The organism is Phocaeicola faecalis, from assembly GCF_021730445.1.
In the GTDB taxonomy this organism is placed as follows: domain Bacteria; phylum Bacteroidota; class Bacteroidia; order Bacteroidales; family Bacteroidaceae; genus Phocaeicola; species Phocaeicola faecalis.
Genome location: NZ_JADNRM010000001.1, coordinates 185,326 through 207,442, shown reverse-complemented (window position 1 = coordinate 207,442; position 22,117 = coordinate 185,326). Strand labels below are relative to the sequence as shown.

The following is a 22,117-nucleotide window of genomic DNA, read 5'->3' as shown; positions in this document are numbered from 1 at the left end:
GGAAGATAATTTCAATAACACCTTTCGTTAAATATGTCCTTCCAACTCCCTAACGCATTAGTTCATTGGAATTGGTGCAAAGATAACGAAAGGTTCTAAATTAATGAGCATGAAGTGAGGATAAATAGTAAATATCCTGCTCTCAAACATAGTCTGAACGGGATATTTAATAAGATTTGCATCTAAGCTCTTTAAATCCATGTGGGTATCAAAATGAAAATTCCCCTTATAAGAAGTGAATTTTAGAAATTGCTACCCACATGGATTTATAAAGCTAAAGTTAATTTCTCCGTCTAAATTTGAAGGTAGGACAAATTCAGATTGGGGTGTACAAGACTGACCTTGCTCTAAATTTGTCCTGCCTGTCATTAGAAGCTCAAACAGTCATAAGTCTGTAAGATTTCCTCCTGACTTAATCCCAAGTATCTTTTAGTAATGGCAACAGAACTATGGTTGAACAGTTCCATCAGCTTTACTAATGCCAACTCTGCGTTATCACTGTTCATGTTATAGACCTGCCTACCAAAAGTCTTTCTAAGAGAATGGCAACTAAAGTTCTTAATCTTTAACCTGTAGTTCTTCTTCACTTCTTTAAGAATGATGTTAATTCTCTGGACTGTGAAGATAGTGCCTTTCTGACTTACCAAGATAGGTGCATTAATTCCAATTGGATTTATATGCTCGTAGCACTCCTTAATATGTTGTTGTAACCCAAGGTTCAGTCTGATAGTCCTTACCTTGCCTGTCTTTTTCTCAATTACTGTAAACTCGTCAGTACCTAATATCTGCTTCCACCTTAGAGATAGAATATCAGATATTCTTAATCCTGTGAAGCATCCCAAAGCTATAAGGAGCGAGATTTTATAATTCTCGTCCTTTGTCAATTTTCTTATGAGGTTCATTGCATCAGACCAAACAAGATAGTCTGCGGTTGTGCTTGAATATTTAAGTGACATAATGTTCTGTTATATAAGTAAATGAATATAAGTGAATATTAATTCTGAGTTGGATTTACTAACTCATTGATTACTAAGGAAACATTTATTTTTATCCAAAGTGAAAGTATTTAGGGTGGGAACGCCTTACAAGGACATTCCACACCTTATTATATATGGCATTCCTTAAAATGGTCTGTTCCCATATTGGTAATCCAAAATAGAGTTGCACACCCTGTCATAAAAGGAAAATCCACAACCTGTATAGAAGTAGCTTAGATATATTGCTTGATATTCCCTTTGTAATGTAGCATTATCTTTCAGCATATTATCCAAATTCTCTAAAGAGTGTTTCAATGCTTGTACCACCTTTATATATCTAAGGTTGTTATCCACTTCTCCCAAACGGGCTTCCAATTCTCTGATATGTTCTATAAGTCTATCTAATTGTTTATTCATAATTCTAATTTTTAATAGGTTGGTAGATATAAAGAAAGGACAACTAACTGAATAGCTGCCCTTTCCTCTCTCAATCAATAAGCCCATTTAATCAATGAACCATTTATATTTCTCGTCACCATGTAAAGCCGCATTGATTCCTGTTGCCATTTCAGTAGCATTTAAGGAACGGTCTAAGAAGCTGTCAATATATGAACTCTTATTCGCTCCTGTAAGCAAGTTGTAGAACTTCCACATACTAAGTTCACTTCCAAAGCCGCCAAAATTATTGTCGTGAATGTATGCTTTGGCTACAGAGTTAATCTGTGTATCTGTAAGCAACATTCTTGGCAGTGCCTTTTGATAGCCTGTTGGCAAACATTGGCAAAGTCGCATCCTGCCTATAATCTGTGCGAATTGATGTTCACTCATGGAAGTGTTGCCCAACTGCTGCATCAGATAAAGATGTTTGGCTGGATTGTAGTTGTTGAACAGTTCCAAAGCTGCACGATAGAGTTCACTTGTATTGCTCACTCTCAAATCATCCTTGTAGCCATCTGTAAAGACACACATATTGCAACAGACTTGGTTTTTGAAGCCAATAGCCAATCTAAACAACTCTGGTACTTTCTTGCTGTATAAGTTCATCTGATTATAAGCCCTCACACCTACAATGGAAAGATTGAGCTTGTTTCCACCAACCGTTTCATAGATGGTAGGAACATCAATGCTGAAAGCTGCTCTCTCATAATAGATGGTCTTGTCAGATTCTAACAATTGGTTGGCTGGCTTGTGAATGGCTGCTGGGATTCTGCCTTTGATAATATGGCTCACACGAATGTCTGCCTGTTCCACTTTCTCACCACTAAAGAATGATTGGGCTGCATCCTGTATGGTTTTCACAAATGCAGCATGGTTAATGGTCAGTTCGTTGTCCTTAGAGAACACAGGGGTAATGCAGTCATGCTTTAAATGATGCAAAGTTACTTCCTGTGTGTTGGCTTCAATAAAATGGTTGGCAGGTTTTACAGGTTCATCCACGATGATTGTTGCTTCCTCTGCATATTCACCCAAATTCATTCTCTCACGATTCTGTGCCATAACTGGCATGATAACTAAATTTCTCATAATGATAAATTGTTTAAATGATTATTGATTGATTTAACTCTGGAATTGGTAAAGTTCCTATCGCTTTGGATTGCTCCATAACGATTTTGACTTTACTACAATTCGCTGAATTACTTTTAAGTGATATTGCAATTAGACTATATTACCATTATGTCTATATTGTGTATCGCTTTAAGAAGTCTATGAATGATGTGAGGTGAATAGTAAAATTTATAATAGTTGAGGGGGGGGGGCTGGTGTCTGCCAATTCTCATTTTCTTTTTATTTGGTGAGAGGGGGCTAAAATAGGGGTGCAGTCTGACGGCACGAAGTGCCGGAGGGCTGCGCCCTCCGCACTTCGTTTACTCTTGGTCTAACAGTTCATTTTTGAATCTATTTAATTTAACTTTTGCACCGTCTCGATTACTGCGCTTCACATCGAAATAATCTTTGATAAGAGCTTCGGACAACTTGCACATTGTGTCTTTTTTGCCATCCCCATATCGGGAGTAAGTTATCCCGTGACACTCCAAAAGGTATGAAATTCTGCCAAGCACGTCATTTAGGGGAAGATATGAATCGTTACCCGTGTCGGTTTCAAATTCACTTTTCATGTCCAAGAGAAATTCCCGACTTTTCAATTTCTGTTCAGCTTCCACTTGTTCTGCTCGTAGCAATAGCTTCTTGATTGCAGTTTTGCTGTACTTCTGTTGTTCGATAACTTCCTGCCCCAATTTGAAGAAAGCATTTATAAGCCATTCTTCCTCCAAACACTTGGCTTTGAGAAATTGCACGGCAGTTTCATCCTCCTTGACATTGCTTAGAACGGATACAATGGATTGCCATTTTTCTTTGGTCTTGGCGGCTTTGATTCTGTAAATGTCATCCTCACCGACTGCTTCATCTTCGGGCTGGAAGTCCACATTAAAATATCCCGTGTCCTCGTATGCCCGTCTAAGTGCATTGGGTGAGATGTAGTATCTCTTAACCTGCTCGTCAAGTAACAGTTGCTCTATGGCGAACCTGTCAAATCCGTTCCGTTCGGGATTTAAGACTTCATTCAGTCGTAACCGTTTTAGCTCCTTATCATAATATGTGGAGTCATCAGCTTTCAGTCTTTCTTTTTGAATGGCGCGGTAGCATTTAATCCTCGCTTTAATGTCCGCCTGTATTTCTGCATCGGATTTAACTTCAAGCTCGTTCGGAATTGAAGCTATAACCGTAAGCGAGTTATATCTCTTACCGTTTGGGAAGACGCGTCTGAATCTGCCTTGACATTGGATAGCTTCGGTGAACGGATTGATTAGGGTGTGCTTTACATGGTCGTAGTTCGACAGTATCAGCACATCGCAAAGTTCTTTCAGATTGATGTCTATTGACGGGAAGAATCTTGATGTAAACAGGTTCACCTTTTTTAGAGGAAGCTCCAACTTGTCCGTGCTGTGTTCCAAGAAACGGCTCTTTAGCTCATCGGCACTTTTCTTTGAACAGAACACCTTGTAATCGTCCTTTGTTATTATTCCGTCATGCAACAATGATTCCACGATGTTATTGATTCCCTCTGTTGTCTTGTAGAAGATGCACACATGGGGAGAGCCGTTATCCAACAGTCTTTTCATCTCCTGTTTCACTCGCCTGTAAAAGCTACGGGTCGTTATTAAAGTCATATCTTCCCGATAGTCATAGTCGGGCTTAATTTCTACCCACTTGAATTGGTGGCGTAGGAACAAGGTTAAGGTGTACTTGCTCGGCTTTAACGGAGTGGCAGATACGAGAGCCTTTCTCTCAAATTTGAAGAACTCCCTCATTGGGGCGGATATGCTTCTGCGATAGCCTGTATCTTCCGTAATGTGCTCGGATTCATCGAACAGGCAGAAGTATTCCTTATAAATGTTCATCCCAAGTTGCTTTGCTGCTGTTAAGACTTTGCTCTGAAACCCTTCGGGGGTGGTGATGATTTTCTTGTGCTTGATATTGGGGTTCTTGAGGTAGGTGGTCAGTTGTCTGACAGTTACTTCCTTGAACACCCCCTGGGCTTTGTTAAACACCTGCACCTTGTCCTCTACCGCAGATTTGAACGGCTCAATCACGATAGAGTTTCTCGGACTTAATTTCGGATTCAGTTCCATGTAAGTAGCCCCCGTGCCTGTCATTACCTTATTAATAATGGCATTGCTCGGCAGCATGGGGTAGCCTTGTCTTTTTAAGGCTTCGGACAGATACTCTCCCTTGTGGATGTTCAGTACCTCCACTTCCAATGTCTTGTGCTTAGTGTTACTCATGACGCATCGTATTTAGGAGGTAAGAAACTTGGAAAAACCTGTTATTATATGGGCATGATGATTTTGTTACCCCATCCGAAAAATGGAGTTCAGACCCATATAAAGTTGTAAAACTCGTGAGCCGATAAAGACTTGTCGGAGTGACAAGCACCGATTGGCGGCTCAATCCAATTGTTCGGATTCTTAAATTCATTGGCATAATTTGATGAATTTAGAAATTTAACAATTGGACTAAGGGTAAATAAAAAGCTCCTGCAACCAAGTTCGCCTTACGATTGGACACAATTCACCCTTACAAAGCGTGAATGAATATTCATCCAATAATAAATTTCGGAAGTCATTGCTCCGAGAACTTAGTTACAGAAGCCGCTACTTATGCAGTAGAATTTAATTGCTGACAAGCTTCTTATATGGTTACCTTTCTTGATTATCTCACTTGATAACTGCACTGTCACGTGAACCATTAGTAAAAACAGGGCTTATTTAAGTCTTAGCCCGTATCTTCTACCACTGTTGTAGAATTGATGCAAAGATATAACTTTTCATTCATATTGCAATGGTTTCAAAGTAAATTCTTCATCGCTTCATCTACTTGTTCATTGTCGAAGCTATCCAAATATATTTGAGTGGTCGCTAAATCTGAATGTCCTAATGCTTCGCTTATCAATGCTATGTTCACTCCCGACTTTTTAAGGACACTCGCGAACGAATGGCGGGCAACATAGGTCGTAATGTTGGCTTCAATTCCCAATCGCTTACCGAGTATTTTTAGAACTTCATTCACCTTGCCACGTATTTTATGAATCCGATTCTGTTTCTGCAAAGCTGTTTTATGTACTTTGTTATCCAAAATCGGGAACAAGTACCCATTATTCTCTTTTGAGTATTTCTCAATTATCAGCATAGCTTCCTTCGGTATTCCAATCTTTATTGGCTTTCCCGTTTTTTGACGAATATAGTGTAATCTGCCATTTATTATGTTCGCCCGTGTCAAATTAGCTATGTCGGTAAAATTGATGCCGCCACACAGATAGCTGAATATAAAGATGTCCTTACTTAACTCCACATATTTTTTCTGTCCTATCGGTTGAGAAGTTTCCGTGAATTTCAACATTTCTGTTTTAGCTATGGCTCGTTTTTGAGTGGTGACATCGAACTTGGATATTTTATATTCATTAAATGGATAATCGGACTTTCGGGCACACTTGGCATTGATAGCCTTATTATATGTACTCCGCAAAGTGCGAAACATCAAGCTGATTGTAGTTTCCTTATTTCCATTTGTCCGAAGCCATTTCTCGTATTTTTCAAGCCATGCCACATTAATTACGTTAAACGGTATTTCCAGCTTCCCTTTTGTAAACCTCATCAGCGAATTGTAAGAATTGAGATAAACTAACCTGTTCCCACATTTATTATCTGCTTTGCATTGGGCAATGATTTCTTGATAGAAGCACCCGACTGTTTTTAGATTTGTCGTTTGCTCTTGCATCGCGACAAGCGTTTCAGCCGAATAGTTCTTTTGGTCGGCTTTCATTTCAAGCACTCGTTCTTGAAGTTCCAGCTTCTTATCAAGAATAATCTTTTGGATATATTCCAAGTTAGGACATTTGGACTTTGGTACGTTCTTCTTAAAATCCCAATATTTCGGATTGACCGATATTCCCAAGCTTTGGTATTTCTTCTTACCGTCCTTACAGATGCGAAGCATCAACGGATGTTCGCCATTAGATAAAATTTTAGATGTGTAGCATACGACATTTACAGTTGCATTCATCGTTTTTTGGTTTAACTCTCGGTTTAACTCACTCGGTTAAACCAAAGGTAAACCGCCCTATTCAAGCAATAAAAAAAGGAGCTACCTTTATCGTAACTCCTTGATTCTCTGTCGTCGGGGTAGCGGGATTCGAACCCACGACCCCCTGCTCCCAAAGCAGGTGCGCTAACCGGACTGCGCTACACCCCGAATCTTTATTTTAGTGTTGCTTTGTTTTTCAAAAGCGATGCAAAGGTACGAGTTATTTTTATATCTGCAAACTTTTGCGCATCTTTTTTATCTTGTATTTTCATTGTTTCTTTTTATATGGTTGAATATTAGATTGTTAAAAGCAAAACTTTTTTTCTTCCTTTTCCCATATTACTGCCCACAATGTGGAGGCGACAGACTTCGCATTGCAGTGTTATCCGAAAAAAGAATAATGGAGGGGGGGAGGTGGAAGCAAATTTTAAAGGGAATAATGAACCATCTATTAATTTGTATTGTTCCATTAGCATGAATCCTAAAAAGATAATGAGTATGCATATCACAGAGAATAAAAAGCAAGAAGAAGAGCAAAAAGTAAATTTGCTCAAAGAGGAAAAGAGATATCCGGTGGAACAAGTGGCCAATACCGGTAAACCTACCAAAAAGCAAGTGAAAGCTGCCGTAAAAGAACTGAATCCGGATACGGATAGTTTGGGGAGCAGGGGATAACAATGATTGTATAAAAACTTAAAAGCTGAATAAATATGAATCTTGCAAAACAAATAGAAGATGCCGGGCAATCGGGAAACTTGACATTGCTGATTTTTTATGCCGACTGGTCGCCACATTATGAATGGATAGACCCTGTGATACATGAATTTGAAAATCCTATAAATATCATTCGTGTTAATACCGAAGGAGACGAGAAGGTAGCTAAGGAATTCGACGTCGATACTGTTCCAAGTTTTATTCTCATGAAGAATAATTCCATTCTTTGGCAAAAGACAGGGGAGGTGTTTCCCGGAGAGTTGAAAGAGATAATAGAAATGTTTAAAGGTTGATAACCGGTAATTTGCTTATCAGGAAAGAAGTTCCGTAACCATTCGTGTAACGGGACTTTTTTTATGAATAATAATATGTAATTATTGACATTAGAAGCCAATCAATAAAATTGCATAAATGAAAAACATGTCGTACCTTTGCACGATAATTGATTAAAATTAAAGAATATATGTTCAGAAGTCATACTTGCGGAGAGTTGCGACTCTCCGATGCAGGCAAAAGTGTAACGTTGGCCGGCTGGGTACAGCGTGCACGTAAAATGGGAGGAATGACCTTCGTCGACCTTCGCGACCGTTATGGTATTACTCAGCTGGTATTCAATACAGAAGTGAATGCCGAACTTTGTGAACGCGCTAATCATTTGGGACGTGAATTTGTGATTCAGGTGACCGGTGAAGTGAATGAGCGTTCAAATAAAAATACGAATATTCCTACCGGTGAAATAGAAATTATCGTATCGGAACTGAATGTCCTCAACAGCGCACTTACTCCTCCTTTCACTATTGAAGACAATAGTGACGGCGGTGACGATATCCGCATGAAATACCGTTATTTGGATTTGCGACGCGGTTGTGTCCGTCAGAATTTGGAATTACGCCATAGAATGACGATGGAAGTACGTCGTTATCTGGACAGCAAAGGGTTCCTCGAGATAGAAACACCTATGTTGGTCGGTTCTACTCCTGAAGGGGCCCGCGACTTTGTGGTTCCTTCACGCATGAATCCGGGACAGTTCTATGCATTGCCTCAGTCACCGCAAACATTGAAACAGTTATTGATGGTGTCGGGCATGGATCGCTATTTCCAAATCGTGAAATGTTTTCGTGATGAAGACCTTCGTGCTGACCGCCAGCCTGAGTTTACTCAGATAGACTGTGAGATGAGCTTTGTGGAGCAGGAAGATATCATTTCTACCTTTGAAGGAATGGCCAAACATTTGTTCAAGGAATTGCGTGGCGTTGAACTCACTGAGCCGTTCATTCGTATGCCGTGGGCGGATGCTATGAAATATTATGGTAGCGACAAACCTGATTTGCGTTTCGGAATGAAGTTTGTTGAACTGATGGATATTCTGAAAGGTCACGGCTTCTCTGTGTTTGATGATGCTGCATATATTGGCGGTATTTGTGCAGAGGGTGCTGCCGTTTATACCCGCAAGCAGCTTGACCAGTTGACTGATTTCGTTAAGAGACCGCAGATTGGTGCAAAGGGTATGGTGTATGCTCGCGTAGAAGCTGATGGAAATGTAAAATCAAGCGTAGATAAATTCTACTCACAAGAGGTGCTGCAACAGATGAAAGAAGCTTTTGGTGCTAAACCGGGTGATTTGATTCTGATTCTGAGTGGTGACGATGCCATGAAGACTCGCAAGCAGTTGTGTGAACTTCGTCTGGAGATGGGCCGTCAATTGGGCTTGCGTGACAAGAATAAGTTTGCTTGCCTGTGGGTTGTTGACTTCCCGATGTTTGAGTGGAGCGAAGAAGAAAACCGCTTGATGGCAATGCACCATCCGTTTACTCATCCGAAAGATGAAGACATTCCCTTGTTGGATACAGACCCGGCGGCTGTTCGTGCCGATGCATACGATATGGTTGTAAATGGTGTAGAAGTAGGAGGGGGATCTATCCGTATCCATGACTCTCAGCTGCAGGCCAAGATGTTCGAGATTCTGGGCTTTACTCCTGAAAAGGCACAAGAGCAGTTTGGCTTCCTGATGAATGCATTTAAATATGGTGCTCCTCCTCATGGTGGTTTGGCATACGGCCTCGACCGTTGGGTATCGTTGTTTGCCGGTCTTGACAGTATCCGTGACTGCATTGCATTCCCGAAGAATAACAGTGGACGTGATGTGATGTTGGATGCTCCTGCTGCTTTGGACCAAAAACAGTTGGATGAGTTGAATCTGGTTGTCGATATTAAAGAATAAAAGTAACAGATACATAAAAAACTCCTGAAAGATAGCTCTCAGGAGTTTTTTTATATTGTCTTTCGATAAGCATTACCAGGTTGTTCCCTGGAACACGTCGCTTTCATTGTAAGGAACCAAATAACCGTTCATGGTCAACGTATTTCCGGAGAAATTCGGGTTGACGGTTACACTGGCCTGATTAGTACCGCCGGTCAATACAATGGAGACGGTGGCTGATACAGCAATGCCGTTGATGCCGTAGTTGTAATACACATTACCATCCTTATCTTGGCGCATACTTATACCGTTTACGCTACCCTGTACTGTGACACCGCCCAGACCGTTCGGACTCCAGTTATACACAAAGTTAGTGAAGGCAGTCTGAATAATTCCTTGTCCGTCGTTTACTTCCACATAGTTGGTGTTTGAGGACACGAAACGCATGATACCATTACGGAATACTACGTTGTCGGCTTCCAAAACAAAAGAACCGTTTTTCAAGGCATCGATAGCTTTCATGAAAGACACGGAATCCTGTTGCGCTTCCAAAGCCTTCTTTTCCTGACGTTCTTTTTTCCATGCTTCGCGTTTGGCATCTTCTCTTTGTTTTCTGGTTTGTGCATTCGTTACTCCGCTGAAGCAAACAAGTAACAATGCTGCTAAGAATAATACTTTTTTCATAATTAAAGCTGTTTTGTTAATCAATATATCTTTTAGATAATCTGATAACAAAACAGCTTCAATCGCAATTTGTTTAACGAATATGTGAATTTATATAACGATAACGTTTCTACCGTTCTTCTACTTATTCGTCTTTTAGTCAATAAATCGTTTGGTCAATTTGTCAAATTCGTCTATCCTGCGGTCTCTGAAGAATGGCCACCAACGGCGAACTTCTTCGCTTCGCGTGATGTCTACTTCCACTACTATGTTTTGCTCTTCCATGTTGCCGGCCTGTGCCAGAATTTCACCTTGAGGGCCTGCTGCAAAGCTATTTCCCCAAAACTGAATTCCATTTGTCTGTTTCGAGGGGTCGGGTTCATGTCCTACGCGATTGACTGCTATTACGGGTAATCCGTTGGCTATGGCATGTCCTCGTTGGGAAATGACCCATGCCTCCAGTTGGCGGGCCTTTTCTTCCGGGGTATCTGTACTTTCCCAACCGATGGCAGTGGGATAGATTAGAATTTCAGCACCTTTCAGAGCCATCAGACGTGCTCCTTCAGGATACCATTGGTCCCAACAAACTTGTACGCCCAATTTTCCTATTGAGGTTTGGATAGGCTCGAACCCCAAGTCTCCCGGAGTGAAATAGAATTTCTCATAATATGCAGGATCGTCCGGGATATGCATTTTTCTGTACTTTCCGGCCATGCTGCCGTCTTTATCAAATACAACGGCTGTGTTATGATAGACTCCCGGAGCACGTTTCTCAAATAAAGAAGTGACTAGTACGATGCCGTTGGCGGATGCAATCCCACTGTAGAATTCGGTGGAAGGGCCGGGAATCGTTTCTGCCAGATTAAACAGGGAGGTGTCTTCTGTCTGACAGAAATAAAGCGTGTTGTGCAATTCCTGCAACACCACTAGTTCTGCGCCCTTGGATGCTACATCCTCTATACTGCATCTCAGTTTATTCATGTTTTCAGCCGAGCTGCCTGTACAACACTGCTGAATGAGTCCTACTTTAATTGTTCTTCTCATATTGTAAACATCTTATTAATATACACCTTCAGGATATTGCATGGTGACACAATGAAGTGAGCCATGTTGTTTAATCAGTGCCGTGCAATTCACACAGACAATCTCTCTTCCGGGAAAAGCTTTTTCCAACACTTTTTTAGCACGAGTATCGTTCTTGGGCTGATTGTATGTGGGAAGCAGAACGGCTTCATTCATAATCAGGAAATTGGCATAGGTTGCCGGCAGCCGTTCTTCATTTATATCATAAATGGCATCGGCCATAGGGAGGGGGAGTAAGCGGTAGGGATTTCCCTCCGGTGTCCGGAAAGCTTTCAGTTCTTCCTCCATTGCCGCCAGCTCTTCATAATGCTCGTCTTTTTTGTCTGTGCATTGCACATATACGATGGTATCGTCGGGACAGAAACGTGCCAGCGTGTCGATATGACTGTCTGTATCGTCTCCGGCCAGATAACCGTGCTTCAGCCATAACACCTGTTTCAAGTTGAATATTTCTTTCAGATATTGTTCCGTTTCTTCTTTTGTTTTCTCGTTTCGGTTGGGAGACAGCAAGCATTTCTCTGTGGTGAGGAGCGTTCCCTTTCCATCACTTTCTATCGAGCCTCCCTCTAAAATGAAATTTCTTTGGTAGACATATTCTCCGGTCAATGTCTTGCAGCGATAATATAGATTGGAGTTTATCATATTATCATAATTGGCGGCAAACTTCATTCCCCAACCGTTAAAGCAGAAATCCAACAAGAGCGGTTCTCCGTTTTCTTTCAGCATGGTAATAAAGGCGTGGTCGCGTGCCCATGTATCGTTAGTCTTCACGGCCGAAACGGTGAGATTCTTCACATTGCATCCGTGTTCATAGATTCTGTCCCCGATTCGATGAGGCTCCGGGGCTACTACCAGCAAAGGCTGACGTTCCAAAATTTCGTAAGCTATATTAAGGAAGCAAGTATCTACTTCTTCCAACATATAGGCCCAATCAGTGTCTATATGGGGCCATGTCAATTGTATCAAGCTTTGTTTGTGCCATTCTGCCGGCAAATAAGTTTTCTTCATATTCTTTAATTTAATTAGTGGTCGTTTCGCTTTGTTTGCGAAGCAGGGGAGGAAGAGGAGGTGTCTTCTTTTTCCTCTTTTTTATGGGCTCTTTTCCACAAGAACCAACGGAACAGGTCATTCCACTTATCGAAATCTTTTTTATACATGATACCGATACCTTGTGTGGTCAGGGTTGATTTAGTGAAATAGCGGTCGTTGGTCTGATTGTATCCTCGTAAACGGAAGTCGCCGTTTTTGGTCAGCAGCCAAATGGCTTCAAAATCACCCACGAAGTTGGTGTTTGCCATTGCATTGTCCTTATAACCAAAATTGCCGTTGATAATCAGTCGGTTATTCAATAATCTGCCGGAAAGGACAGCTTCAGCTTCTACGTCTGTCCATCCTTTGTCTCCTGTGCTCAGGTTGGCGCCGATATTCCAGTTCTTATTGTCCATCCATTGGGAGAGCATATTATTGAGCTGACCGGATAATGTGCTGAAAGCTAATGAACTGGTGGCATTGGAGGACTGGTCGTTGTTGGCATAATCGTAGGTGTAGAACTTACCGATACCCAACAGATAAATGATTTGTGTATTCATTTGCTCTTCTGTGCTGGTGATGCTGCGCACCACATCACGGTCCTCTTCCTTGACAGTCGGTAAGTCCAAGTCAAATTTAATATCGGGACTGGATAAGTTTCCGGTCAGGTTCATCAGGCAATTGACTTTCACGGTGCTTTGTCCCTGTGAAAGAGAAGTGTCGATACCTAAATCACTCAATGAGGCGGAGTTTACTGTATAGATTGCCTGGAGGTCCAGATTGGCCTGATAGGGGTCACCCGTGAAAGTGACTGTGCCGCCAGACTTCAATGTAAAATCTTTGCGAATCACTTCCTGCATGCTGAGCTTATACATTCCCTGGTCGATAATGTAGTTGCCGAACATCTTAAAGTCTCCTTTATTAAAGTAGTTCACCTGCAGATTTCCGTTGCCTGTCGCTGTAATATTGTCTCCTGCCACCGGGTCCATCACGATTTTCATGGTAGCATTGGGAGTAGCGTTAATCAGCATATTGATGCGCAAATCCATGGGAGGGCCTTCTTCCTCTTTTTCTTTCTGCACGTTCGAGTGATGATACAGATTGGTTTCCACATTATCATGGATACGTTTGGGGGTCTTGTCCACAAAGGTGATGAACTGGGTATTGGTAGCCTCTGTCGTGATACCTGTGATATAAGTAAAAGAGGTGTTGCGTCCTGTTGTCAGTGAGGCATCTACGGTCATGGCGTTGTTTCCTCCGTCCAATATGACGCTTCCCGAACCGTACACTCTGCCGTAGAAGGGCATATCGCCGGCTTCGTGGGTGTCATACATCAACAGATTATTGCCGCTGATATTAAAATGATACATCAGGTTCTTTAGTTTGGTGTGATGCAGATAGCCATTGACTATTCCACTGTTTCCTTCACGGTCGTACACGTGTACGTCGGTAAACAGTAGTTGCCCGGAGGAGATATGCACCGAATCATTGCGTATTTGGAAATAGGTATTCAGTACATCAATCTTGGTATCTATATTGGCACGTGCCTCTCCTTCCAAATCCAGATGCTTGAAGTCTCCATAGAGTCTGATATGACCGTTGACACGTCCGGTTAAATCGCTGAATATCCCTTCTACAAAGGGTTGGATGAGTCCGATGTTGGTACTGTCCGCTTTAATCATCAAGTCCAGCCCTTTCATTTTCGGAGATACATATCCTGTGACATGGGTAGCCGAGATGCCTTCTTCCGCAATCTTTGCATCAAGACGCACTCCGCCCAGCTCCGCATCCCATACACCTGTGATATCGGCTTCACCCAATAGTGCGCTGTTCAGGCAGAAATTATGTACATTGAGCCTGGTGTGCATGGCAGGTTCTTTCATCACCCCCTTCAGGTTGACCGTTCCGGTGACCAGGCCGTTGAATGCTACATCGTCAAAATGCACTATATCCAGTACATATTCCAAATTGATATTCTTTAAATCGATACGGCAGGAGTCTTCCTTGCTCTTTGTCAATTTGCCGTCAATACGTAAATGTTGGTCTTTATGCTCAAACAAAAAGTTGTCGATATAGACACGTCCGGAGTCTACGGCGATATGCGAAGGATGTATATTCCAAATCGTATCGTTCAACACTACCTTTGTGGGCTTGATATTGATGTCAGCCTGTAAGATGGGGTGTTTTCCTTCTGTCTTATAGAATTGGGTCACTGCAGCGAATTTACCTCCATAAGTGACGTTTGTGTTATTTCCCCAATTGACGGTTGTCTCCAGCCGGTCGTTTTTGGCTTGGGTGTCGACGGTAAGGTTCACCATTGCACCACTGTTCATCAGCATACCGGTTCTGAGGGAACATTTGAACCAGTCTGACGGATTTTCGCAGATGAGTACCCCCGAGTCATAATGGGTGCCGTTATATTTGAAAGCCGGGAAATGCCCTTCGACGCGCAGCTTTTCTTCACGGTCGTTGAAATATCCTCTGACGGAGGCGGGGAATTCTAGTTCCAACGGTATCTGAAAGAGCTTTTGAAAGAATTCCGTATTGTCTACTCTGATGTCGAAATTGAAGTTATTGTGAGGAACCGGCATATTTTCGTTCAGCGTGAGCAGGGAAGGGATGTAGCGTTGAACGGTTTGTAATATACTGGCCGGAATTGTGTTATAAGAATAATCTCCGCGTATGACGGCCGTCATGAACGAGGAAAGTACTTGCAATTCCTTTTGTCCTTCTACCTGTCCTGCTGTAATGGTAAGGTTGTCAAGGAAGTAGTTATTCCCTTCGGGAGCATTCATTAGCAAGCTGTCCAAACGGATTCTTCCGTTCATATCGTCGATGGACTTTCCGGTAAAGTCTGCTGTCAGGTTCAGGGAAATGTCCGTATCTTTATATTTATCGGATAAATGAAGGTTGTTCGGCCTGAAGTTTCTGAGGGCGGCCTTCAAGTTGAATTCGGGAATGGCACATGCCACATTGAAGCTACCGTCTATCTGAACGGAGCCGTTGTCATCATCCATTGCCAACTTACCATTGAACCCTCCGTCTTTATACACGCCGTCCAGGGCTATATTCTCATATTTATATTGGCTGTATTCGAACGAAGAAATAGTTCCTTTGATATAAGATTCGGGATAGTGGTTTTTGTAATTGAATCCTTTCAGTTCCACGTTGAAGTCCGCTGTACCGAATTTCTTTTCGTTGTCAAGCAGTTTACCCACATTCAGGTCGGCGCTGGCGATGCTTCCCGAATAGGTACGGTTTTGCTGTTCGTCGATGCTCATCATTACATCGGCTTTCACTGTACCTACACCTGTACGCAGAAGTCCCGTTACAATCAAATCATGAAGGTATCCGGTGGCGTCACCGCTAAAACGTACATACTCCAACTGCTGAAACAGAGGGGGCACTTTTCCTGCCACATTGCTCATCACGGTGCTGATGCCTTCTTTATTCAGATTTACGTTTGTCAGCTTGCCCATGATATACATATTTCTTCCCGCATCCCAGTCGGCTACGGATGCTTCTCCGTTAATCATCAGGCTGTGGTTGTCGGTCAGCCGCAGGGTAGGGCAGTCTATATTTTTCCCTTTGCCGGAGAAATCCATGTTGAAATGTAACGGAGTCTCGAATTTGGCCAAAGCCGGAACAAAAGGGGCTACATCTTTTAGCACGACAGAGGCGTTGACCCGCCCTTGATATTGCACGTTGGCTGTCAGTCTGGGAAGATTCGGCAAACTGTCGTAACGCATGGAAAGGCTGTCAATGCTTAAAGCAGAATTCGAAAGTTCGAGGGAGAAATCCTTTATATTCAGTCGCTTATTGTTGGCAGTGACTCTCATTGAGAACTTCTGTAGAGCGAAACCGCATTGTTCTTCAAAGCTCAGACGACGGATAGAGGCGTTCAACGAGTCATTGCGAAGCGCTTTCAGTGAAACGGTAGCTGCGAAATTCTTCACGGCAAGGTGACTGGTGTTGAACTGTCCGGGTGTCTCGGGTTCGGACAAGACATCATACGTGATACGTCCGCGCCTTATCAATAAAGAGTTGATGCGCAAGTCCAGATTCGTCTGTGTCTTCACCGTGTCTTTGGAAGCAAAGGCATCCAGTACAAATTGGTAGTTAGGGGGGGACTGAGGTGTTTCCCGCTTCATGTGGGCCGAGAAGCCGAAAAGCTGGACGCTGGTAATGGTGATTTTCCCTTTCAGCAGGGGGAGTATTTCAAATTTGGCGGACAGACGCGCCACTTTCAGCATTTCCGTGCCTTGGCGGTCTTCCAGCAATACATCTTCTACAATGATACGGTTCAGCAGCCCCATGTCGATTCTTCCCACAGAAACTTCCGTATTGAGCACCTTACGCAACTCTCTCCCCACTATAAATGACAGTTTGCCCTGAACGTATGGAATGTTCAGAAGCACAATTATCCCCAGATAAACCCCAAAGAGAATACCTAGCAATATGCGGACTGTGTATTTAAGACTTTTACTTGATATCATTGCTTATTTTGGGCTAACAAAGGTACGAAATACGTCCGAAGTAGCCCAAAATAAACTTGGATTTTTACTTGTTTTTATGCAATCTTTTCAACTCAAACGAGAAAATGACACGGAAACAACCGATAATGAGGAAAGTAATGGACAGCATATAGAGCACAGTGACAGCTCCGAGGCCCGGTTGCCAAATGATAGCCATGGAACACAAAATGGCCAGAATGCCGAAGACCAGATACCAGCCCCAGTCTTTGGTGCCATAGCGTTTCAGGTCGGTGGAGTAACCGCAAAGGGTGAATCCTCTGAACATGAGCCAAAATGCGACGATAAACGGAATCAGTTCCATGCTTACCAATGGATAGAATACCAGGTAGATACCTATCAGCAAGTCAATGATACCGCCTGCCAGATACCATCCCCAACTGTTGATAATCTTCTTGTTGCCGACGGCAAAGAAGATTTCGAGGATACCGCTGACCAGAATTGAAATACTGAAAATGACACTCAGTGCCACATAACTGCTCACGGGAGCGAACAAAAGGCATAATGCTACTGCAATGTAAAGCAGTCCCAGCAATAGGGACATCCACCAGTTCTTTACGGCGTAGCCCAAGCCACCAACTAATTCATTCATATTTGTTAAGTTTTAGGTTATAATTTCAACTAATAACGCCCCCTATACGAAAATGTTTGCCCATAAATACAAAAAAAGTATTTAAATAGCTGCACCTGACTTTTAGAACTCAAAAAATATTCCGAACTTTGCACGGTGAAAGCAAAAAGGTTTGCTTTATTAGCATTTTTGAATAAAAACTGAATAAAAAAAGAATGAAAGATAACAGAATTCCTTCTCCGTTTATTTCTTTGTTACCTGTATTTGTGCTTATTCTATTATTGTTTGCCACCATCCGTGTCTTTGGCAGCGATGCATTGGCAGGCGGAAGTCAGGTTTGCCTCCTTACGGCCACGGCTGTTTGCGTATTGGTCGGGATGGCCGGATATCGAAGGGCGTGGAAAGACTTTGAACTGGCTATTACAAACAATATAGCCGGAGTAAGTACGGCACTGATTATTTTGCTGATTATCGGTGCCTTGTCGGGGGCATGGATGATTAGCGGTGTGGTTCCCACATTGATTTACTATGGCATTCAGGTGATACACCCCCACTTTTTTCTCGTGTCTACCTGTGTGATTTGTGCCATTGTCTCAGTCATGACCGGCAGCTCGTGGACCACAATAGCCACAATCGGCATTGCACTGATGGGAATCGGCAAAGCACAAGGTTTCAGCGAAGGCTGGATAGCGGGCGCCATCATTTCGGGTGCCTATTTCGGCGACAAGGTATCCCCGCTGTCGGATACCACTATCTTGGCGTCTTCCGTGACAGACACACCGCTGTTTACACACATACGCTATTTGATGATAACCACTATTCCGTCATTGGTCATCACATTGATAATTTTCACTGTTGCCGGGCTGTCCCATGAGGCGACAGACACAGGCCATATTGCCGAATATATGCAGGCACTCGACTCCAAATTCAATATTTCCTGGTGGCTGATGATTGTCCCCATCGTAACGGGAGTCCTGATTGCCCGCAAGGTTCCTTCAGTCATAACTTTGTTCATCTCCACCACATTGGCTGCCATCTTTGCACTTATCTTCCAACCGGACTTGCTGCGCGAGATAGCAGGGCAGGGGCAGGCCGGACTTACTGCACTTTTCAAAGGAGGCATGGGCATGCTCTTCGGCGGCACCCAACTGGAGACAGGCAGTGCGGAGATAAACGAACTGGTAGCCACCCGCGGAATGTCGGGGATGATGAACACCATTTGGCTGATTGTCTGTGCCATGTGCTTTGGAGGAGCTATGACGGCAGGAGGCATGCTGGGCAGTATCACTTCTGTATTTGTCCGCTTCACCAAGAGACGTGTAGGAATGGTATCTTCTACCGTTGCGTCGGGATTGTTCCTCAATTTGGCAACTGCCGACCAATACATCTCCATTATTCTGACCGGAAATATGTTTAAGGATATTTATGCGGCAAACGGGTACGAAAGCCGGTTGCTGAGCCGTACCACCGAAGATGCCGTTACAGTCACATCGCCACTTATTCCTTGGAATACTTGTGGCATGACTCAGGCAACTATCCTGAGTGTGCCCACACTTACCTACCTTCCGTATTCATTCTTCAATCTGATTAGTCCGCTGATGAGCATCACGGTGGCAGTTGCCGGTTATAAGATAAAGAAGAAAATAGCCGGCTAAAACCTCATTGCGTCAGCATTGAAACGACAGATGTATTTCAATCCGTTTCAGACGGATTTTTATGTTCGTCACATGTGTTTTTAAGCGTATATTGTTGTTGTCTATTAGAGAAAAAATGTAACGCTACAAATATTTTCTTTGCACAGCCATTGCAGGACCAAATAAAAGTATTACTTTTGCAATTGATATGACCTCCCACGCTTCCCGTAGAACAGCGCACCCGGGGAGGTCTTCGAGTTTTTATATAGTAGCTTCTAATAGAATTGACTGATAAAATTGATTATACAAAGAAGCCGTTGAACCTCGCCGAGCAAGTTGCACGGCTAAAACAACGGGGGCTTGTTTTTGATGATGAAAGCGAAGCAACCGCTTATTTGTTTAATGTCAGCTACTACCGACTTCGTGCTTACACTTATCCGTTTCAAGAGAACGGTGAGGATTCCAATCACAACTTCACTCGTAAAGATATTCACTTCAAAGACATCATCGACCTTTATTGTTTCGACCGCAGATTGCGTTCTCTCGTTTTCAATGCCATTGAAAAGATTGAAGTTGCAGTACGCACGAAGATTGTACAAGTCTATGCCGAAAGCACAGGTAACAGCCATTGGTACGATGACGAAGCTTTATATCGTTTCGGATATGCTGACTTAATGGAACATATTAATGCTGATGTCAAACGTAGCAACGAAGATTTTATCAAGCATTACAATTCAAAATACGACAATCCTTTGATGCCGCCAAGTTGGATGGCACTCGAAGTTGTGTCGTTTGCTACATTGAGCCGTTTATTCCAAGCCTTAAAGTTAGATAACCATAAAGAATACATTACCGAACAATTTGGGTTGAAAAAAGTGGCAATATTGGAAAATTGGCTACACGCTATTTCCAACCTTCGCAACTGTTGTGCCCACCATAGCCGAGTGTGGAATCGCCGTTTTATGGTTAGTGTAACCTTACCGTACAATACCCTTTACCCATTTATGGATAGAACTACAATAGGACAAATACGCACGAACAAATTGTTTGCCATACTTTCTTGTATTGCATATATTCTTGACATTATTAGTCCCGGAAGCGACTTCAAAAAGAATATCAAGAAATTACTCAAATCTGATTGCCGCTTGCTCGAACTCAAAGATATGGGATTTCCCCAATATTGGCAATCGATTCCCATTTGGCGGGAAAAATAGCAAACTTTGCGTTTTTTACGCTATAAAATAGTTTATTCCTGCGAACTTGGATTGAATCCTGACAAACTGGGGAAAATATTTGCTATATTCCCAATATTGCCTACCTTTGTACATGAGTTATTGGAGACTATGCAAAGCAGTGTAACCCGAAGCAGGACTTCCATAGCCAAATCGTTACCTGCATCTTATAAGCTCTATATATTCACTTTATATTCAGAGAATTACATTAAAACATATTGTTCTATATGAAGAAACACATCACTTTTGCCTTGCTTTTTGCGGCAGCATTGACCGCGCAGGCACAACAAGGAGGCATTTCAAGCGAGATGCTGAATCAAATCAGACAGAGTTATCAGGCCACTCCCGCAGACAAGGCAATCCGCAATGCCTTAGGCGGAACAAGTATCAATACCTTGGCGCTCAATCAGGAAAACCAGGCAGGATTTGACACTCATTTCTCTCATAAAGTCTTATCGAAAGGCATTACCAATCAACGCTCGTCAGGACGTTGCTGGCTGTTTACGGGGCTGAATGTACTTCGCAGTCAGATGATAGCCAAATACGGACTGGATGAAATGGAATTCTCGCAGAATTACTGCTTCTTCTATGACCAGTTGGAAAAATCGAATCTTTTCTTACAGGGAATCATTGATACGCGTGAAAAACCGATGAGCGACAAGATGGTGGAATGGCTCTTCAAGAATCCCTTGAGCGATGGAGGACAATTTACTGGTGTATCGGATATTATAGGTAAGTATGGACTTGTGCCGAAGAGCGTGATGACAGAGACTTTCAGCAGTGACAACACTGGGAAAATGAGTAATCTGATAGGACTGAAACTGAAAGAATTCGGCTTACAACTCCGTGAGGCTGCCGCTGCCGGAGCCAAGCCTGCCGAACTGGAAAAGAAGAAAACTGAAATGCTCGCTACTGTCTATCGCATGCTGGTGCTGACACTCGGCGAACCGGTGTCTACATTCACTTGGAGCTTGAAGGGAGGCGAAGCGAAAGAATATACTCCGCTGTCGTTCTACAAGGAATTTCTGGGCAATGACCTGACCGACAACTACGTGATGCTGATGAATGACCCCAGCCGTGAGTTTTACAAATGCTACGAGATAGACTATGACCGCCACCGCTATGACGGAAAGAACTGGACCTATGTCAATCTGCCCATAGAAGATATCAAAGAGATAGCTGTCGCTTCCATCAAAGACAGCACGATGATGTATTTCTCTTGCGATGTGGGTAAGTTTTTGGACAGTAAACGCGGACTGTTGGACCCCGACAATTATGATTACGAGTCATTGATGGGGACGACTTTCGGCATGGATAAGAAACAACGTATCCAGACATTTGCCAGTGGCAGCAGCCATGCCATGACGCTGATGGCAGTGGACTTGGACAAAGCCGGGAAACCGAAAAAATGGATGGTGGAAAACAGTTGGGGGAGCACCAACGGATACAAAGGCCATCTCATCATGACGGATAAATGGTTTGATGAATATATGTTCCGTGTGGTGGCGGAAAAGAAATATGTCCCTGCCAAAGTGCTGGATATTCTCAAGCAAAAACCGATTCGTCTGCCGGCATGGGACCCGATGTTTGCGAACGAAGAATAAAAAACAGCTGCAAATTCAGTTGCCGATTCAGCAAATTCAGTTGCTGAATCAGCAATTCCAGTTGCAAATTTTGCAACGCGAATGTATACCCATCCGGATGGTTTCCCCCTTCCGGGGGGAATCTCCTTCGGAGAATATATATTATATATAATAAATTAATATAATATATAAAGCAGAATTCTGCGAAAATTCTGCGCAGGATTCTGCGGGAGAAACCGCCGGAGAAACTGTGAGAGAAACCGCCGGAGAAACTGTGAGAGAAACCGCCGGAGAAACTGTGCAAGGAAACGGTGGG

The 22,117-nt window shown here is 42.9% G+C and carries 16 protein-coding genes and 1 tRNA gene; 6 read left to right on the top strand and 11 right to left on the bottom strand.

Annotated elements, in window-relative coordinates; genetic code table 11:
- Positions 1-368 precede the first annotated feature (368 nt).
- The 6 genes from IR173_RS00935 to IR173_RS00910 form a co-directional block, all read right to left on the bottom strand.
- Positions 369-956 (bottom strand): tyrosine-type recombinase/integrase, encoded by a 588-nt coding sequence (locus IR173_RS00935; protein WP_237037828.1) that lies wholly within the window; start codon positions 954-956, stop codon positions 369-371.
- A 165-nt stretch (positions 957-1,121) separates the two neighbouring features.
- A complete protein-coding gene (locus IR173_RS00930; protein WP_237037827.1) occupies positions 1,122-1,394 on the bottom strand; it encodes a hypothetical protein in 273 nt (90 codons plus the stop codon).
- An 87-nt stretch (positions 1,395-1,481) separates the two neighbouring features.
- On the bottom strand, positions 1,482-2,501 hold the full coding sequence (locus IR173_RS00925) for a DUF3871 family protein (protein ID WP_237037826.1): 1,020 nt from the start codon (positions 2,499-2,501) through the stop codon (positions 1,482-1,484).
- 341 nt (positions 2,502-2,842) lie between these two features.
- Positions 2,843-4,762, bottom strand: coding sequence for a hypothetical protein (locus IR173_RS00920; RefSeq protein WP_237037825.1), 1,920 nt, complete (start codon positions 4,760-4,762; stop codon positions 2,843-2,845).
- A 562-nt stretch (positions 4,763-5,324) separates the two neighbouring features.
- Positions 5,325-6,539: a site-specific integrase gene (locus IR173_RS00915; protein ID WP_237037824.1), complete on the bottom strand. Its 1,215-nt coding sequence runs from the start codon at positions 6,537-6,539 to the stop codon at positions 5,325-5,327.
- Between the two features lie 114 nt (positions 6,540-6,653).
- Positions 6,654-6,728: transfer RNA gene (locus tag IR173_RS00910), tRNA-Pro, on the bottom strand.
- 324 nt (positions 6,729-7,052) lie between these two features.
- Here IR173_RS00910 and IR173_RS00905 point away from each other — a divergent pair.
- The 3 genes from IR173_RS00905 to aspS all read left to right on the top strand — a co-directional run bounded on the left by IR173_RS00905 (position 7,053) and on the right by aspS (position 9,495).
- A complete protein-coding gene (locus IR173_RS00905; RefSeq protein ID WP_237037823.1) occupies positions 7,053-7,235 on the top strand; it encodes a hypothetical protein in 183 nt (60 codons plus the stop codon).
- Positions 7,236-7,270: 35 nt separating this feature from the next.
- The gene (locus IR173_RS00900) at positions 7,271-7,567 is read left to right on the top strand and encodes a thioredoxin family protein (protein ID WP_237037822.1); all 297 of its coding nucleotides are present in this window, start codon (positions 7,271-7,273) and stop codon (positions 7,565-7,567) included.
- A gap of 170 nt (positions 7,568-7,737) precedes the next feature.
- Positions 7,738-9,495 (top strand): aspartate--tRNA ligase, encoded by a 1,758-nt coding sequence (aspS, locus tag IR173_RS00895; RefSeq protein ID WP_237037821.1) that lies wholly within the window; start codon positions 7,738-7,740, stop codon positions 9,493-9,495.
- A gap of 72 nt (positions 9,496-9,567) precedes the next feature.
- Here the strand turns inward: aspS and IR173_RS00890 are convergent, their stop codons facing one another.
- The 5 genes from IR173_RS00890 to IR173_RS00870 form a co-directional block, all read right to left on the bottom strand.
- Positions 9,568-10,158 carry a DUF4251 domain-containing protein gene (locus IR173_RS00890; protein WP_237037820.1) on the bottom strand — a complete coding sequence of 197 codons (591 nt, stop codon included), beginning with the start codon at positions 10,156-10,158 and terminating at the stop codon, positions 9,568-9,570.
- A 135-nt stretch (positions 10,159-10,293) separates the two neighbouring features.
- Positions 10,294-11,181, bottom strand: coding sequence for a carbon-nitrogen hydrolase (locus tag IR173_RS00885; RefSeq protein ID WP_237037819.1), 888 nt, complete (start codon positions 11,179-11,181; stop codon positions 10,294-10,296).
- Positions 11,182-11,196: 15 nt separating this feature from the next.
- Positions 11,197-12,228, bottom strand: coding sequence for an agmatine deiminase family protein (locus IR173_RS00880; protein ID WP_237037818.1), 1,032 nt, complete (start codon positions 12,226-12,228; stop codon positions 11,197-11,199).
- Positions 12,229-12,242: 14 nt separating this feature from the next.
- Positions 12,243-16,745: a translocation/assembly module TamB domain-containing protein gene (locus IR173_RS00875; protein ID WP_237037817.1), complete on the bottom strand. Its 4,503-nt coding sequence runs from the start codon at positions 16,743-16,745 to the stop codon at positions 12,243-12,245.
- 64 nt (positions 16,746-16,809) lie between these two features.
- Positions 16,810-17,373: an HdeD family acid-resistance protein gene (locus IR173_RS00870; RefSeq protein ID WP_237037816.1), complete on the bottom strand. Its 564-nt coding sequence runs from the start codon at positions 17,371-17,373 to the stop codon at positions 16,810-16,812.
- Between the two features lie 194 nt (positions 17,374-17,567).
- On the opposite strand from IR173_RS00870, the gene IR173_RS00865 reads away from it, so the two are divergent.
- From IR173_RS00865 to IR173_RS00855, 3 genes are all read left to right on the top strand, one after another.
- The gene (locus IR173_RS00865) at positions 17,568-19,007 is read left to right on the top strand and encodes a Na+/H+ antiporter NhaC family protein (protein ID WP_237037815.1); all 1,440 of its coding nucleotides are present in this window, start codon (positions 17,568-17,570) and stop codon (positions 19,005-19,007) included.
- Between the two features lie 263 nt (positions 19,008-19,270).
- Positions 19,271-20,200, top strand: a complete 930-nt coding sequence (locus tag IR173_RS00860) for an Abi family protein (RefSeq protein WP_237037814.1) — start codon at positions 19,271-19,273, stop codon at positions 20,198-20,200.
- Positions 20,201-20,445: 245 nt separating this feature from the next.
- Positions 20,446-21,822, top strand: coding sequence for a C1 family peptidase (locus IR173_RS00855; RefSeq protein WP_237037813.1), 1,377 nt, complete (start codon positions 20,446-20,448; stop codon positions 21,820-21,822).
- Positions 21,823-22,117: the final 295 nt, after the last annotated feature.

What these genes read in the sequence shown, in the direction of transcription:
- IR173_RS00935 (WP_237037828.1), bottom strand. Translation starts at nt 956, where the DNA reads ATGTCACTTAAATATTCAAGCACAACCGCAGACTATCTTGTTTGGTCT.
- IR173_RS00930 (WP_237037827.1), bottom strand. Translation starts at nt 1,394, where the DNA reads ATGAATAAACAATTAGATAGACTTATAGAACATATCAGAGAATTGGAA.
- IR173_RS00925 (WP_237037826.1), bottom strand. Translation starts at nt 2,501, where the DNA reads ATGAGAAATTTAGTTATCATGCCAGTTATGGCACAGAATCGTGAGAGA.
- IR173_RS00920 (WP_237037825.1), bottom strand. Translation starts at nt 4,762, where the DNA reads ATGAGTAACACTAAGCACAAGACATTGGAAGTGGAGGTACTGAACATC.
- IR173_RS00915 (WP_237037824.1), bottom strand. Translation starts at nt 6,539, where the DNA reads ATGAATGCAACTGTAAATGTCGTATGCTACACATCTAAAATTTTATCT.
- IR173_RS00905 (WP_237037823.1), top strand. Translation starts at nt 7,053, where the DNA reads ATGAGTATGCATATCACAGAGAATAAAAAGCAAGAAGAAGAGCAAAAA.
- IR173_RS00900 (WP_237037822.1), top strand. Translation starts at nt 7,271, where the DNA reads ATGAATCTTGCAAAACAAATAGAAGATGCCGGGCAATCGGGAAACTTG.
- aspS (WP_237037821.1), top strand. Translation starts at nt 7,738, where the DNA reads ATGTTCAGAAGTCATACTTGCGGAGAGTTGCGACTCTCCGATGCAGGC.
- IR173_RS00890 (WP_237037820.1), bottom strand. Translation starts at nt 10,158, where the DNA reads ATGAAAAAAGTATTATTCTTAGCAGCATTGTTACTTGTTTGCTTCAGC.
- IR173_RS00885 (WP_237037819.1), bottom strand. Translation starts at nt 11,181, where the DNA reads ATGAGAAGAACAATTAAAGTAGGACTCATTCAGCAGTGTTGTACAGGC.
- IR173_RS00880 (WP_237037818.1), bottom strand. Translation starts at nt 12,228, where the DNA reads ATGAAGAAAACTTATTTGCCGGCAGAATGGCACAAACAAAGCTTGATA.
- IR173_RS00875 (WP_237037817.1), bottom strand. Translation starts at nt 16,745, where the DNA reads ATGATATCAAGTAAAAGTCTTAAATACACAGTCCGCATATTGCTAGGT.
- IR173_RS00870 (WP_237037816.1), bottom strand. Translation starts at nt 17,373, where the DNA reads ATGAATGAATTAGTTGGTGGCTTGGGCTACGCCGTAAAGAACTGGTGG.
- IR173_RS00865 (WP_237037815.1), top strand. Translation starts at nt 17,568, where the DNA reads ATGAAAGATAACAGAATTCCTTCTCCGTTTATTTCTTTGTTACCTGTA.
- IR173_RS00855 (WP_237037813.1), top strand. Translation starts at nt 20,446, where the DNA reads ATGAAGAAACACATCACTTTTGCCTTGCTTTTTGCGGCAGCATTGACC.